Here is a 14320-nt window from a genome sequence, read left to right on the forward strand (position 1 = left end):
ATTTACTCCGCTACAGGAGTATGTGCTTGGCGATTAGCGATAGAGATCGCTTCACGGTAAGGTTTAGGAGAAACTGCTGGGAACATGATGCCATTTTTCTTATGCTCACGAATGTTGTAGATGCCACTCTCATGACCTGCAACATAGTACGCATTGTATTCAGCAGTGTAGGGCATATCCCATACAATTGCACCTTCTGTTGGACAGGCATCTGCACATTTTGGCATAGTGCCATCAGAACACTCAATACATTTTTCTGGTTTAACATACGTGTTGTCACCATTGACCGGTGAGTCGCTTGCACTGACAATAGCGGTTGCTGGACACTCGTCAATACAACTGTCACAATTGATGCAAAGTTCTGTAATTTTTACTGCCATGGTAAATCCTTTTGATGGGAATGGATTAGTAACTCTAAAAAGCCTTGCTTGAATGTACCCACGATGTGAAAAGGGCTTGATCGCATCGTGGGCGTTGAGTAAGGGTTTTTAAAGGTACACACCACTTTTTATGCAAGAGCTGTTCCATTAAAGGTTTTTTTAAATACTGCACGAATTTTTTTTTCTTGATATGGTGCTATTTTTCGCTTAGAAACTGCATTGAGAGTTTTGTTTTCGTGCTACTGCAAAAAGGTGTAATGTAAAAACTCTAAATGGAATGGATTGTGCAAATCTATACATATGGTAAATAGAAAACTGATCAAGGATTTGTTAAGCGAGAGTGCTTGTTCTCATAACAAAACCAAAAAAAAGTAGCTGTGATAAACCGAAACCTGGAGCGACGAGCGGAGGGTGTGCGTTTGAGGGAGCGCAAATATCACTCTTTCCTTATGCGGATGCTGTGCATTTAGTGCATGGTCCCGACACTTGTCTTGGCGCTTCTTGGGAGACTCGAGCTACACTTACAAGCTATGAAGGTGAAAATAACACGCCACTGGGCTATTGCACCAATGTCACGACCCAAGACATCATTTTTGGCGGTGACAAGAAGCTCGCAGATGCTCTCTCTTACATCGTGGAGCACAAAAATCCTAAGGCGATTTTTGTCTACGAAACGTGCGTGACAGCGATGATCGGTGATAATATTGACTTTACATGTAAAACCGCAGAAGAGCTGTTTCACATTCCTATTGTTCCAGTACATGCGCCTGGTTTTGTGGGCAGTAAAAATCTAGGATCACGCCTTGCGGGCGAAGCAGTGCTTGAAGCGCTTGTCGGTACGCGTGAGCCAGAAAGCATTCATCCCTTTGGCATTAACTTGATCGGTGATTATAATGTAACGGGCGATATGTGGCAGTATAAGCCTCTTTTGGAGCGCATTGGCATCAAAGTCATCTCCTCTCTCTCGGGCGATGGCAGAATTGAGCAGATACAAACAGCTCATACGGCAAAGCTCAATGTCATTGTTTGTGCTAAGTCTTTGGTAACCTTATGCCGTAAAATGCAAGAGCGCTATAACATCCCTTATGTCAGCGTCTCCTTTTATGGAAAGCGTGACACGTCCAATGCGATTCGCTCTATTGTGAATGCATTTGGCGATGCGGAATTGATTGCGAAAGCAGAAACGATTATTGCTGAAGAAGAGGCGAAATTGGAGACGCGTTTGAAGCTGTACCATCCAATGTTCAAAGGCAAAAAAGCCATTCTCAACACGGGTGGTAACAAGTCATGGTCTATCGCTTCAGCGCTTCAAGACATCGGTATCGAAGTGGTCGCAACCTGCGTGCAAAAAGCAACGGAAGAAGATGTGGCGATTGCAGGTGAATATGTGCCTATTTTGTTTAAAGCACCCGGTGTCGACCAGCCTCGTTTGATTGATGAGCACAAAATCGACATTTTACTCGCAGGTGGACGAAGTCTTTACACCGCGATTAAAAAACGCATTGCCTTTGTCGATGTCAATCAAGAGAAAAAAGTGAGTTATGGCGCGTACGGTGGGCTTGAAAATCTTGCCATTGATGTCTGTGCCGCCCTTTCAAACCCTGTTTTTAAACTGGTTGGAAAACAAGCGCCGTGGGACGTGGCATAAATAAATAAATGAGGAGGAGACCATGAGCTTTATGAATCCCAAAGAGATGAAAACAACCCCAATGAAGCCTTTACATGTAAACCCTCTTAAGCTCTCACAACCGATGGGTGCGACACTCGCCTTTTTGGGCATTAAAAACTGTATGCCTCTGATGCATGGAGCACAAGGGTGTGCTTCCTTTACGAAGGTACTTTTTACCAGACACTTTAACGATCCTATTGCCATTCAAACCACTGCGGTCAATGATATAACTGCGGTCATTGATGGTGGCGACAAAGGTATTTCCGAAGCGGTGGAAAACATTACTAAAAAAGTAACGCCTGATTTGGTTGGGCTTTTTACGACAGGCATGACGGAGACCAAAGGCGATGACATCAAAGGTGCAACGCTTCTGTTAAAAGAGAAGCAAAAAATGGTGTATGTGCATACGCCTGATTTTGAAGGAGGGCTAGAGAGTGGTTGGAGTTTGAGCGTTCAAAACATCATCACCCAACTGATTGAGCCAACCACGCATGTCCGAAAAGATAAAGTTCTTTTTGTCCCCAATGTCAATTTTAGCCCCATTGAAGTTGAAAAACTCAAAGAAGCACTCGAACTTCTGGATTTAGAAGTCTATGCCCTTCCCGATCTGAGCGATTCCCTCGATGGTCATTTGGGTGTGAAGCAAGGAGCCCTTAGCAGTGGAGGCATTAGTGTTGCAGACATCGAAAAACTAGGTGATGCGGGTGCTGTCATCACCATAGGGCGTTCGGTTAAAAAATGTGGCGAACTTTTTTATGAAAAATTCCCTCAAAGTACCCATCTGCATTTTGATAGCCTTATGGGTTTAGAAGCGAGTGATGATTTTTATGCCAAACTGTTTGAATTTTTGAACTGCAAAAGTGTACCCAGTGTCGTCAAACGATGGCGTGCCCGCTTGCAAGATGTGCTCTTAGATACCCATTTTACCCTTGGAAAAGCGAAGATTTTGATCGCGGATGAACCTGATAGTGCGTATGCGATGGCTAAAGCACTCAAAGAAGCTGGAAGTACGTGTGAGGCGTACATCGCGCAGCGCAGTGAAGTGCAAGAAGCCTTTACATGTAAAGTTTCCATTGGCGATTTAGAAGAGGTGGAAAAAGCTCTTCCCGCTATGGATATGCTCATTACCAACTATCATGGTGAGCGTTTAGCGCATAAACATCATAAAGAACTGTTGATTCGAGGCTTTCCCAATTATGAACAAGTCGGTATTGGGCTACGCCATAACATTTTGTATGAAGGTAGCTGCATTTTTTTATGTGAAGTAACCAACCTATTAGTCCATCATTAATAACTTCCAATACTTTCAATAGGGCACATTTTGTGCCCAACTCATAACTTCCTTTATCTTCTTTTGCTCTATTAAACTTCTTTTTTCAATCAATTTAGAAGTAATTTGGAGTTTTTAATACCCTTTTTGATTCATATTGTGTAGGAATAAATACTTTTTTCGTCAAAAGCAATGATATTTCTCATATCTCACATTAAATCTCACAGTTAGTTATTAAAATTAAGTTAGAAATAAAAAACACTATTTCAAAAAGGAGTAATACAATGAGTAAAGAGACGATGTCAAGAAGAGATGCCCTAAAATTAGGCGTAGTTGGCGCAGGTGCAGCAATGTTAAGTGCAGCCAATGCAATGGCTGCAGCACCGATTGAAAAAGATGTCAAGTTTGATGAAGAATACGATGTTATCGTCATTGGTACTGGCTTTGCAGGTCTTGCGGCTGCGGCTAAAGCAGCTGAACGTGGTTATAAAGTATTGATTCTTGAGAAAATGGGACGTATTGGTGGTAACTCCGTTATCAATGGTGGTGGTATGGCAGTTCCAAACAGTACATGGCAAAAAAAATACGGTATTCAAGATTCAGGTGAGCTTTTTATTGCGGATTGTCTCAAAGCAGGTCTTGGTATCAACCACGTTGAGTTACTTGAAACCATCGTGAAACGTGCGCAAGATGCATTAGATTTCTCTATTAAATGTGGTGCTAAATGGCAAGATGTTAAACCCGCATGGTTTGGTGGACACTCAGCTCCTAGATCATTGGTAACGGATAATATGAGTGGTTCTGGCGTTATTAAACCAATGCATGAATTCGTTGAAAAACTTCCTGGTTGTAAAATCATGACACGTACTAAAATGGATGATTTTGTTATGAGTAACGATGGCACTAGTGTTGTAGGTGTCACAGCTCGTATCAACTACCGTTTTGATGCAAAACTGTTAAGCGATGATGTTGAAAACAAAACAGGTGAGAAAAAAGTTTATAAAGCGAAAAAAGGTGTTGTTTTAGCCAGTGGTGGTTTTTCTATGGATAAAGTGTATAGAAAACTACAAGATCCACGCCTTGCAGAAGATATGGATGCGACTAACCATGAAGGTGCCACCGCAGGTGCATTGCTTAAAGCGTTCCAAATTGGCGCATTTCCTGTACATGTTTCGTGGATTCAACAAGGACCATGGGCAAGCCCAGATGAGAGAGGTTTTGGTGTAGCACCACTTTTGACACAACAAGGACTCTTTAAACTTGGTATTGCCGTTGATGTCAGAAATGGTAAACGCTTTATGAATGAAATGGCCGATCGTAAAACACGAGCAGACGCTGAGTATGTCATCTTAAGAGAAGCTCCAAAAGCATACCCTGTTGCTATTGGAACGTATAATACCTTTGAAGAGCAAGTTTATCCCATTATGGAAAAAGGTATAACCGGTGGCGTTATGAAAAAATTTGACACCATTGATGCACTTGCAGCCAACTACAAAATTCCAGCAGATGCACTCAAAGAGACGATCAAAAAATACAATGAAGATGCGAAAAATGGCACTGAAGATCAGTTCAAAAAACAATCTCTTAAAGATGTCAAAGGTAAAGAAGCAATTGAGATGAAAGGACCATTCTATGCGATTCGTTTGGTACCAAAACCTCACCATACCATGGGTGGTTTACAAATCAATACGAAAGCACAAGTTATTTCTGCTAACACCAACAAACCAATCCCAGGTCTTTATGCTGCGGGTGAAGTCACCGGGGGAACCCATGGCGCAAGCCGTTTAGGTACGGTTGCTGTAACCGATTGTTTGACCTTTGGTATGATCGCAGGAGAGAACATATAAATGTGTATCAAAAGAACTCTATGGATAGTAGGGTTCTTTTTTTATTTTCAGTGGGATGTCTCTTTTAGGTGTTGATGCAAACACGTCGTCGCCAAAGATTAACATCACGCCTGAACTTAAAAAAGAGTTTCCCATTAAGGCTCATCATGACAAGTTATCGCTTAGTTGTACCGATTGTCATGAAGGTCAAGGAGATGACCCTAAAAATTTTCAATTGATTGGGGATAAAGGGTGCTTGTCCTGTCATAAAACAAAACAGTTTTTGGCAGATAGGCTAAAGTTTATGGATCCATTACATGTCAATCCACATAATTCCATTCATGATGGTCCAAAACTCTATTGTGATGAGTGTCACAATGAGCACAAGCCATCTGAAAATATGTGCTTATCTTGCCATAGTAATGATGTTAAGATTTGGATGAGGCCGACACCATGATTAAAAAAATATTTCTCATCATCAAAAATAACATTTTACTAATGGGTTTAGTAGGTATTTTAATAGGGTTACTCAGTTCATGGGTACTTTATGAAGGACTTCATCGTACTAGCGATGATAAATTTTGTATCGTGTGTCATGAAATGAAACCGATGGTTGCAGCCTATCATAATGATGTGCATGGTGGAAACGGTAAAGTGGGCATTAAAGTATCATGTGTTACGTGCCATTTACCTCATGATAATGTCATTGCTTATATTGCTACCAAGGCGAGAAATGGCGTTGTAGAAGGAGCGATTCACTTCTTTGGCAATCCTGATGCGATTAATTGGCAGGCTAACCGTGCCAATAGGGCGCACTTTGTCCGTGATGAAGCATGTGCGGGATGCCATACCAACTACAAAACCAACGATGCGATCAGTGAAAAAGGTCACAAAATGCACGCGCATTATGCTAGCCTCAAAGGAACAGATAAAGAGATAAGTTGTGCCTCTTGTCACATTGAAGTTGGGCATAAAGGGTTAAGAAGCATGCTCAATTATTATAAACCTGAGTATGAGTTTTACAAAGGAAAGTTAGACAAACAAAAAGATGAGGCTGAGAAAAAATTAGCCGAAGAGATGAAGTAAGGGTTCTAAAGAGAAGCCCCACTGGTTTTGCGGTAAATCAATGGGGCAGATCGTTAATGGTGTTTTACATGTAAAGCACAAAATGGGCAAAAAAAGGAGAAAAGATGAAACTCGCTAAACTTAGTATCGTTACAATTATGGTTTTGGGACTTAGTGGTCATATGTATGCGGCAGATACATTAGCAGATGCTTTTAAAAATGGTAAAGTCAATGGTACATTAAAAGCATGGTATTGGGATAATGACGAGGAGGGTAACTTTTACTCAAAGGCATCTCATGAAAGTATTTTAAATGTGGGTATTGAACTAGGTTATGTAACCGATACGTTATATGGCTTGAGATTTGGTACAACATTCCAAGCAAGTTCAACCCCCTTTGCAACAGATGATGCAAAAGCACTTTTTAATAAAGAAGAATCAGGTCAAGGCTCTGTTCTCTCAGAAGCCTATTTAGGTTATAAAATTGGCAAAACAGATATTAAAGTTGGTCGCCAATATATCTCAACACCACTTCTTTCTGGAAATCCTACCCGCTTCTTTAGAGAGTCTTTTGAAGGTGTGTCTGTTACCAATATGGATTTACCACAAACAACAGTATTCGCGCACTATGTGGATAAGTTCCAAGGTAGAACAAGCGATGTACTCAATGGTGTAGCAAACACATATAAAGCGCCTGAGTTTGCAAAACAAATTATTTTAGCGGGAGCTGGTCCATCTACATTTGAATTTGATGGTGCATATTCATTAGGTGCTATTAATAAATCTGTTTCAAATCTTACGTTAACGGCACAATTTGCACAAGCAAATGATGTTCGTATTAAAACAGCAATTCCTGCGGGCAAAGGTCCTTATGGTATTAGCCCAACCGATAAAACAGATGATGTTTCATTCTATTACACTGAAGCAAATTATGTACTGCCTGTCAGTAATTTCAAACTTAACTTTGATGCAAATTACAGAGGTTCACGTGCTGGTAGTGACCTAGATGTAGCTCATATTGATGGTAATATGCTTGGACTTCGTGTAGGATTTACTGAACTTTACGGATTTGGTGCTGCTTTAGCGTATACAACGGTAAGTAACGGTGATGATATGCTTCTAGGTCTTGGTAATGGCCCATTATGTTATACCATCCTACCGATTCGTGGACCATTGGTCTTTAATGGTTATGCTGGTACGGACACTTATAAACTTAGCACAACATATGATTTTTCAAAAATTGGTGTTAATGGACTTACAACAGAGCTTGCTTATGTTACAGCCAAACAAGATGCACCATCCGCATCAACTATTTCAACAGTTGCTAATAGTAACCTAGAGGTTGATGGCTATTCTGTAAAATTAAGCTATGCTATTCCAGCACTTAAAGGCTTAACAACAGATGTTACTTATGTCACATTTGATAAAGATTACTTTACTGCAGATGTGAAAACGAAGTCACTTTCAACGGATGAGTTGTGGGTAAACGTTAACTATAAATTTTAGAGTATTGAGTGATTCCAATAAATTTTGAATCACTCAAATTTTTATCTGACATAGACCTTTAAACTACTTTAAATATTTCAGGAATATAATGTAATATTATATTCCTGAATAAAATAGTCTCAGAATGCTAGACTAGAGATCATACTAATCCACCGAAAAGGAGAAAAGTGAAAGTACTTTTTCTTGAACCAGATCGAGCATTAGCGGATGACATCGATATATTTATGAATAAATTGCGTTTAAAAATGAATATGAAGAAAATACAATCTGAAGAAAAGATAATGAATGAAGGTGCCTCTTTATTAGATTATTCTCTTTTTATTCTCAACCTCAAAAATCCTACAGATCCTTCTATTATGAAATTTATCAGGCAGAGAGGAAATGATGCTCCTATTTTGCTCATTTTAGACAAAGTGGCTAACCCTCGTATGTTACAAACCCTTTATTACCTCTCATACGATGATGTTATTATCAAAGATTTTTCTCCTGATGAGATCGCTTTTAGGATTTACAAATTGTGTCATATTTGGAATGATGATACTTTTTGTTTAGCGAAAGATGTCTGTTTTGATTTTAAAAATGCTCTTTTTATTTATAAAGAAGATAAGATTTTTTTAGGTAGGAAAGAAGCCCTTTTCCTCAAATATTTACTAGCCAAATCCCCTCATATAGTTTCCTCTGACGAAATCGTATGTTATGTTTACCATAATGAAGTGATTAGCCAAGAGCGAATTAGATCACTTGTGCGACAATTACGCGCAAAACTTTTGCCTTTTCATCTTATTGAAACGGTTAAAGGTGAGGGATATAGAATCGTTAATACAAAAATAGAAGAAGAAATGGATAGTACAAGTAGTGCGATTATAAAATTTTGCCTACCTTTATTGCCCGTTTTTGCAGATTCTTGTTTGTATGCTGCTTTATAGTCATGATATGATCTAAATTTAGGATGGTCTATGAACCCTATTCAAGAGATATTAGCAAAGCAAAAAGTGCTCATCATTGATGGTGCCTTTGGTACGGAATTAGAGCGTAAAGGCTATGATATCAATGATTCTCTTTGGTCCGCTAAGTTTTTAATGGAAAAACCAGAGGCGATTGGCGAAGTTCATAAAGACTACCTTGAAGCGGGTTCTGACTGTATTACAACGGCAAGCTACCAAGCGACTTTTGAAGGTTTTATGAAACGGGGGATGAGTGAGAAAGAAGCAAAAGAACTCATCCAATCTTCAATAAAAATCGCTCAAAATGTTCGTGATATCTTTTGGAATGATGTCAAAAAACATACCAAAAGGCAAAAACCTCTGGTAGCGGCCTCTGTCGGTCCCTATGGTGCGTACCTTGCCGATGGCTCAGAATTTCGGGGCAATTATGGGCTCAGTGTGGAAGCACTGATGGATTTTCATCAAAAGCGCCTCGCTACCCTTATAGAAGCCAAGCCCGATCTTTTAGCGTGCGAGACCATTCCTTGTTTAATCGAAGCACAAGCACTTTGCAAACTCTTAGAGGCTTTTCCCACAATGTATGCGTGGGTGAGTTTTAGTGCTAAAGATGGAGTGCACATCAACAGTGGTGAAAGTATGCGAGAATGTGCGCAATTTCTTGATACCCAAAAGCAAATCATTGCTATTGGCATTAACTGTACAGCTCCTCAATATATCGAATCGCTTATTGGTGAAATTAAAGCGGTTTCGTCTAAACCTATCATCGTGTACCCTAATGGTGGGGCAACCTACAATGCACTCACTAAAACATGGGATGGACTCTCTAAAAGTACATCCTATGGAAAAATGACGTATGTCTGGCATAAAAAGGGTGCAAGTATCATCGGGGGATGTTGTCAAACAACGCCTTTTGATATTGCTCAAATCGCACAATGGGTAAGGCATTAATTCTTCTTTCTAATAATGCTGTGAACTGAAAATTATTCACTTCACAGCACTTCATAAAACTTTTTTATCTTTACATGTAAAGTATATTTTTCTACGGAACACTTCTTGTATAGTGTTTAAAAAAAGTGACTTTTTTAGTCCTAATAGTGATAAAAATCTTTTGCATTATGGTTTCAAGCATCCTCTTCCTATTTAAAAAAAAAGGTCTATCATCATGTCAGAGCAAAGCCGTACATCTCGTTATAATGCCTATATTCCCGAAGTTGTAGCATATCAAAAAGCATTGGATCAGCTCTCTGAACGATGGAATTTACTCTCTCTTTTGGGGCAAATGAGTAATATTGGCATGGACATATCAGAGACCAGACAGGCCTTTAGTAATTTGTCAGAGCAACTGTTGCAAAGACTTTCTGAAGAGACTGTCAAAAAACTTGCAACAGAACTTGGCGCAAAAGCACAAGTCGCAATAGATATTTTGATTCGTAATCTTTTTGAGCGTACTGCAGATATTGGTTTTTTAGCGATGGATACGATCATTTGTGACTTTGCTCGCATGAACCACGAGGAGCAGAAAGTCTCTTTACCATCACTACAAAATCGTTTTCTTGAATATATTGAAAAGTACAGTGTTTATAATGATGTTTTGCTCTTTTCTCTTGATGGCACACTCATCGCTTCTACTAAAGATGAAAAGATAGGGAAGAAGATAGAGGGTTCATTGATCTATGAAGCAATACATACATCCAAAGAGTATGTTGAGAGTTTTGGTGTTTTTCCATTAGTCAGTGAAAAAGAGAGTTTATTGTACAGCTACCGCGTGTGTGATGAAAATGGCACACCCCTTGCCGTGCTCTGTTTAGTGTTTAAATTTCAAGATGAGATGCGCGTTATTATCTCCAATCTTATCGAAAATGAGACATGGGCTGACATTCTTATCTTAGATGAAAACAATGGTACGATTTACAGTAGTGACCCTTTTCATTATGCCCTTAGAGCTCCTCAAAAAACTGCACTTAAAAACTTTGATATCATTCCTTTTGCAGGAAGTGAGTATGTGGCGAAAACACAATCAACCAAGGGGTACCAAGGTTTTTATGGACTAGGATGGATGGGGCATGCCCTGATGCCTCTTTTTTTTGCTTTTAATCAAAAACAAGAACATGTCCCTTTTACAGAGGGACAAATAAAAATTATCAAAAATTCTTCGCTTTTTTCTGAAGAGTTTACCAGTATTCCGACGAAAGCTGAAGCAATTCAAAGACGTCTTGATATGACTATTTGGAATGGCAATGTACAAATTGCTAATCAAAAAAGTGGCGATAACTCTTTTTCAAAATCACTTTTAAATGAAATCTCTCGCACGGGAGCACAAACCAAAAAGACGTTTGAAGAGTCCATCGGTAATCTTAACTGGACCGTTGTTGCTTCGTTTATTAATAATGCGGCATTTAATGCAAAACTTGCCATTGATATTATGGATCGAAACCTTTATGAACGTGCCAATGACTGTAGATGGTGGGCTTTAAGTCCTGTATTTATCAAAGCATTTAGTGCCAAATACAAGGAGTGTACGACAATCCGAAAAGAATTTGGACATGAAATCACTGAAGTGCTTGGAGCCATTAATTCTCTTTATACCGTCTATAGTAATCTTTTCTTATTTGATGCACAAGGGTGTGTCATTGCTGTCAGTCAAGAAAAATATGCTCATTTGATCGGTAAGCGTATCGGAGCGCATTACATTGCGCAAACATTAGCACTCAAAAGTTCCAAAGAGTATGTGGTAAGCCCCTTTGAAAAAACAGAACTTTATGATGGAAAATACACCTACATTTATAGTGCGCCCATTTTTATTGAAGGTACAAAAGAAGCACAAGGAGGCATTGGCATTGTCTTTGATGCAGAAGTTCAATTTGAAGCGATGCTTAGAGATGTGGTTGGTGAAGATGAACGTTCCTTTGCTCTTTTCTTAGAAAGTAAAACCAACAGCGTTATTGCGTCAACCAATCCTGCTATCAGTATTGGGGAGCGCTGCGTTTTTTGTGATTCAAGCGATAGCATGGTGCTAATTAAAAATGAGTATTATATTATTGGAAAAGGTAAATCTCAAGGCTATAGGGAGTTCAAATGCAGTGATGGTTACTGCAATGATGTAACCGCCATTGTCTGCATCAAGATAGCAAACCAAGATGCGTGTGTGGAAGATGTTTCAAAACATACTAAAAAGCAATACCTCTATCCAAAAATTGGTGCATCGGAAAAAACGATTGAGCTTTCTACTTTTTGGATGAATGGCAATCTCTTTGCCATCGAAAGCCAGCAGATATACGCAGCTCTTGAGGGGCAAGATGTCACACAAGTGATTGGATGCGATGAAATTTATGTAGGGATGATTACGTGGAATAATAAAACCATTCCCGTAGCTTCTTTAGCAAAATATTTCCATCACAATATTGCGTATAATAAAGAGTTACATCATATTATTGTGCTAAAAGGAAGTGAAGAAAAGCCTTTTGGTTTGGTGATAGACATGGTGCAAGACAGCCCCGAAGTGCCTGTGCGTTGTATAGATGAGACAAGCCAAGCGATGATGGGTCAACAGACCCTCACGAAAGCCATTGTTAAAGCAGATGTGGGACAAGAGAAAGCAGAGATGCTTTCTCTTCTTGATCCTCTTAAAATAGAAAAATATTTACTCATGGACAAAACAATCTCCAACAGTGAAATGAGAGTCAATTAAGCTTTGATCATTTCTTCTTTATCACTTTTTGTAGCAGCGGACAAAAGCGATAAATGAATATTGTCATCGATACTTTTAAGATGCAAATCGTGCTGTGGAAAAGGAATTTCGATACCATTTGCATACAGTGTGTTGTAGATAATAATAAGAAATCTTGAAATAGTTTTACTGGGGGCTAAAATTTCTTCACCATGAATCCATACTTGCAATGTAAAATCAACACTACTGCTACCCATCCCCGTCATAATGACATTGGTGTATTTGTCATGGGTAGAAAGAATATCTTGATAGCCACTCTTTGATACCGCTTCTACAATCACAGCAATAACATGTTCTGGTTTTGTGCCATAGGCAACACCAAAAGGAATATCAAAACGTTTAAGTTTATCGTGCATTGTCCAGTTAATCACATTGCCTTCAATGAAATTACGATTAGGAACGATGACATCAATATTGCCATTGGTATTGAGCGTGGTAGAACGCATACGAATATCAGAGACATGACCACGCAAGGTATCGGACAACTCAACAAAATCACCAATTTTAATGCTTCGCTCAAACATTAAGATAATTCCAGAAACAAAGTTGGAGACAATATTTTGCAGACCAAAACCAATACCAACCGATAGTGCTCCTGCAACCAGTGCAATAGAAGAGAGATCAATGCCCATGACATTCAGCGCTACAAAAAAAGCTGTGATGACAATAACGTAGTAGCCAATATTGGATAAAATCGTACGTGTTGCTAAGTTGATAGATTTACTATTGTTGGTAATTCTTTTAATCGTGGTTTTATAAAAGCCGCCACCAAAAACACCAATCAGAAAAACGAATAAGGCTAAGATCATTTTCAACATGCTAATAGGAGAGCCATTCACTGTAAAAATGGGTTCACTCATAATGTTCCAAGACATTTTAAGGATATTCTTGAACTCTTGTACCGTTGAGCCTTTAATGGTATCTATTGTTCCAAAATAATTTTTTTCCATATTATGGAGTAAGGTGGCAATTGACTCTTGGATAACATTTGCATTTTCTAAACTAGAAACTGCATCAAGGATATTTTTTTCCAAAACAAATACTTTTTTATTTTTAGATTTTAAAGCATCTGAAAATTCTGAAAATAACGCAGTGATTGTTGCTCTGACTGCTTTATTGTAGGCATCTTCTTTGGTATTGATTGCTGCAGTTGAAATACCTTTATCGTGCGTATCCCCTAAGAGTTCGAAACGCTCTTTCTTAACTAAAAAATTATCAATAGTTGCACGTAATTTTAAAGCTTCATCTTGAGCCGTGACCGTTTTTTTAGATAGGTTTTCAGAATCAAAGGTAATGTTTTTTAACGATTCATTTAACATTTTATCGATGGAGAGCATTTCATTGGCCATCATTTCATTTTGGTCTTTAAAATCTAGAAATGACTTCGTGTACAGAGCACTTTGAAGTTCTAGTGTACGCTCTGCGGAGTTGTTACTCTCTAAACTTTTGATTTCTTTAGTTAAGGATTTGATTTTGGTATCAATTGATTGGATTTTTTTAGTCAGAGAATCTTTTTTCAGTGTATCATCAATGTAACGATTAAAAAGAGTGTTATATTCATCAACATTTGTAGGTACACTTAAAGTACTGTTTGTAACAGTTGCGGGGATGGTATTAATCAGCTTGTCAAGCAATACTTTTTGTAAAGCAATTTCATCATTCGAAATTTTTGACTCTTTGATTGTTTTTAAGAGGTTGATGTAAACGGTTTTATCTGCGTTGATCAAAGAGGTGTTTTGGTCATCTGCAAGAGCATTATGTGAGACTAACAAGAGTAAAAGTACGAACGATTTTAGGACATGCATGACCATTTGATTCTCCAACATTGAATAGACATTTTAAAAGCTAATTATACCCTCTATGGATTTAAAACACATTTGCAATTCATTAATACATTGTTCATAGGGATTTGATAGGTAAACTCTCTCAAAAAA

At 38.7% G+C, this 14320-nt stretch carries 11 protein-coding genes; 9 read left to right on the forward strand and 2 right to left on the reverse strand.

The features are described 5' to 3' along the window. Positions 1–2 precede the first annotated feature (2 nt). Positions 3–380: a DUF362 domain-containing protein gene (locus Sdiek1_RS06310; protein WP_087438406.1), complete on the reverse strand. Its 378-nt coding sequence runs from the start codon at positions 378–380 to the stop codon at positions 3–5. A 340-nt stretch (positions 381–720) separates the two neighbouring features. Here Sdiek1_RS06310 and Sdiek1_RS06315 point away from each other — a divergent pair, with 340 nt between their 5' ends. The 9 genes from Sdiek1_RS06315 (at position 721) to Sdiek1_RS06355 (ending at position 12347) form a co-directional block, all read left to right on the forward strand. Beyond that, entirely contained in the window at positions 721–2028 is a 1308-nt protein-coding gene (locus tag Sdiek1_RS06315) for a nitrogenase component 1 (protein WP_238099199.1), read from the forward strand. A gap of 22 nt (positions 2029–2050) precedes the next feature. Further along, entirely contained in the window at positions 2051–3340 is a 1290-nt protein-coding gene (gene nifN, locus Sdiek1_RS06320) for a nitrogenase iron-molybdenum cofactor biosynthesis protein NifN (RefSeq protein WP_238099201.1), read from the forward strand. Between the two features lie 263 nt (positions 3341–3603). After that, entirely contained in the window at positions 3604–5166 is a 1563-nt protein-coding gene (locus tag Sdiek1_RS06325) for a flavocytochrome c (protein WP_087438407.1), read from the forward strand. Between the two features lie 55 nt (positions 5167–5221). Next, a complete protein-coding gene (locus Sdiek1_RS06330; RefSeq protein WP_087438408.1) occupies positions 5222–5602 on the forward strand; it encodes a cytochrome c3 family protein in 381 nt (126 codons plus the stop codon). Next, positions 5599–6231 carry a cytochrome c3 family protein gene (locus Sdiek1_RS06335; protein ID WP_087438409.1) on the forward strand — a complete coding sequence of 211 codons (633 nt, stop codon included), beginning with the start codon at positions 5599–5601 and terminating at the stop codon, positions 6229–6231. Before Sdiek1_RS06330 ends, Sdiek1_RS06335 begins: the two co-directional genes overlap by 4 nt. Positions 6232–6335: 104 nt before the next feature. Then, entirely contained in the window at positions 6336–7715 is a 1380-nt protein-coding gene (locus tag Sdiek1_RS06340; RefSeq protein WP_087438410.1) for an OprD family outer membrane porin, read from the forward strand. Positions 7716–7882: 167 nt separating this feature from the next. After that, positions 7883–8641: a winged helix-turn-helix domain-containing protein gene (locus tag Sdiek1_RS06345; RefSeq protein ID WP_087438411.1), complete on the forward strand. Its 759-nt coding sequence runs from the start codon at positions 7883–7885 to the stop codon at positions 8639–8641. Between the two features lie 30 nt (positions 8642–8671). Beyond that, positions 8672–9607 carry a homocysteine S-methyltransferase gene (gene mmuM / locus Sdiek1_RS06350; RefSeq protein ID WP_087438412.1) on the forward strand — a complete coding sequence of 312 codons (936 nt, stop codon included), beginning with the start codon at positions 8672–8674 and terminating at the stop codon, positions 9605–9607. A gap of 214 nt (positions 9608–9821) precedes the next feature. Beyond that, positions 9822–12347, forward strand: a complete 2526-nt coding sequence (locus tag Sdiek1_RS06355) for a chemotaxis protein CheW (protein WP_087438413.1) — start codon at positions 9822–9824, stop codon at positions 12345–12347. Here the strand turns inward: Sdiek1_RS06355 and Sdiek1_RS06360 are convergent. After that, the gene (locus Sdiek1_RS06360) at positions 12344–14197 is read right to left on the reverse strand and encodes a mechanosensitive ion channel family protein (RefSeq protein WP_161492007.1); all 1854 of its coding nucleotides are present in this window, start codon (positions 14195–14197) and stop codon (positions 12344–12346) included. The genes Sdiek1_RS06355 and Sdiek1_RS06360 overlap by 4 nt on opposite strands. Positions 14198–14320: the final 123 nt, after the last annotated feature.

Origin of the sequence: Sulfurospirillum diekertiae, assembly GCF_002162315.1 — a bacterium.
Lineage (GTDB): Bacteria > Campylobacterota > Campylobacteria > Campylobacterales > Sulfurospirillaceae > Sulfurospirillum.

Excerpts from the sequence above, each read along its gene's own strand:
- Sdiek1_RS06310 (WP_087438406.1), bottom strand. The coding sequence starts at position 380 with ATGGCAGTAAAAATTACAGAACTTTGCATCAATTGTGACAGTTGTATT.
- nifN (WP_238099201.1), top strand. The coding sequence starts at position 2,051 with ATGAGCTTTATGAATCCCAAAGAGATGAAAACAACCCCAATGAAGCCT.
- Sdiek1_RS06325 (WP_087438407.1), top strand. The coding sequence starts at position 3,604 with ATGAGTAAAGAGACGATGTCAAGAAGAGATGCCCTAAAATTAGGCGTA.
- Sdiek1_RS06330 (WP_087438408.1), top strand. The coding sequence starts at position 5,222 with ATGTCTCTTTTAGGTGTTGATGCAAACACGTCGTCGCCAAAGATTAAC.
- Sdiek1_RS06335 (WP_087438409.1), top strand. The coding sequence starts at position 5,599 with ATGATTAAAAAAATATTTCTCATCATCAAAAATAACATTTTACTAATG.
- Sdiek1_RS06340 (WP_087438410.1), top strand. The coding sequence starts at position 6,336 with ATGAAACTCGCTAAACTTAGTATCGTTACAATTATGGTTTTGGGACTT.
- mmuM (WP_087438412.1), top strand. The coding sequence starts at position 8,672 with ATGAACCCTATTCAAGAGATATTAGCAAAGCAAAAAGTGCTCATCATT.
- Sdiek1_RS06355 (WP_087438413.1), top strand. The coding sequence starts at position 9,822 with ATGTCAGAGCAAAGCCGTACATCTCGTTATAATGCCTATATTCCCGAA.
- Sdiek1_RS06360 (WP_161492007.1), bottom strand. The coding sequence starts at position 14,197 with ATGGTCATGCATGTCCTAAAATCGTTCGTACTTTTACTCTTGTTAGTC.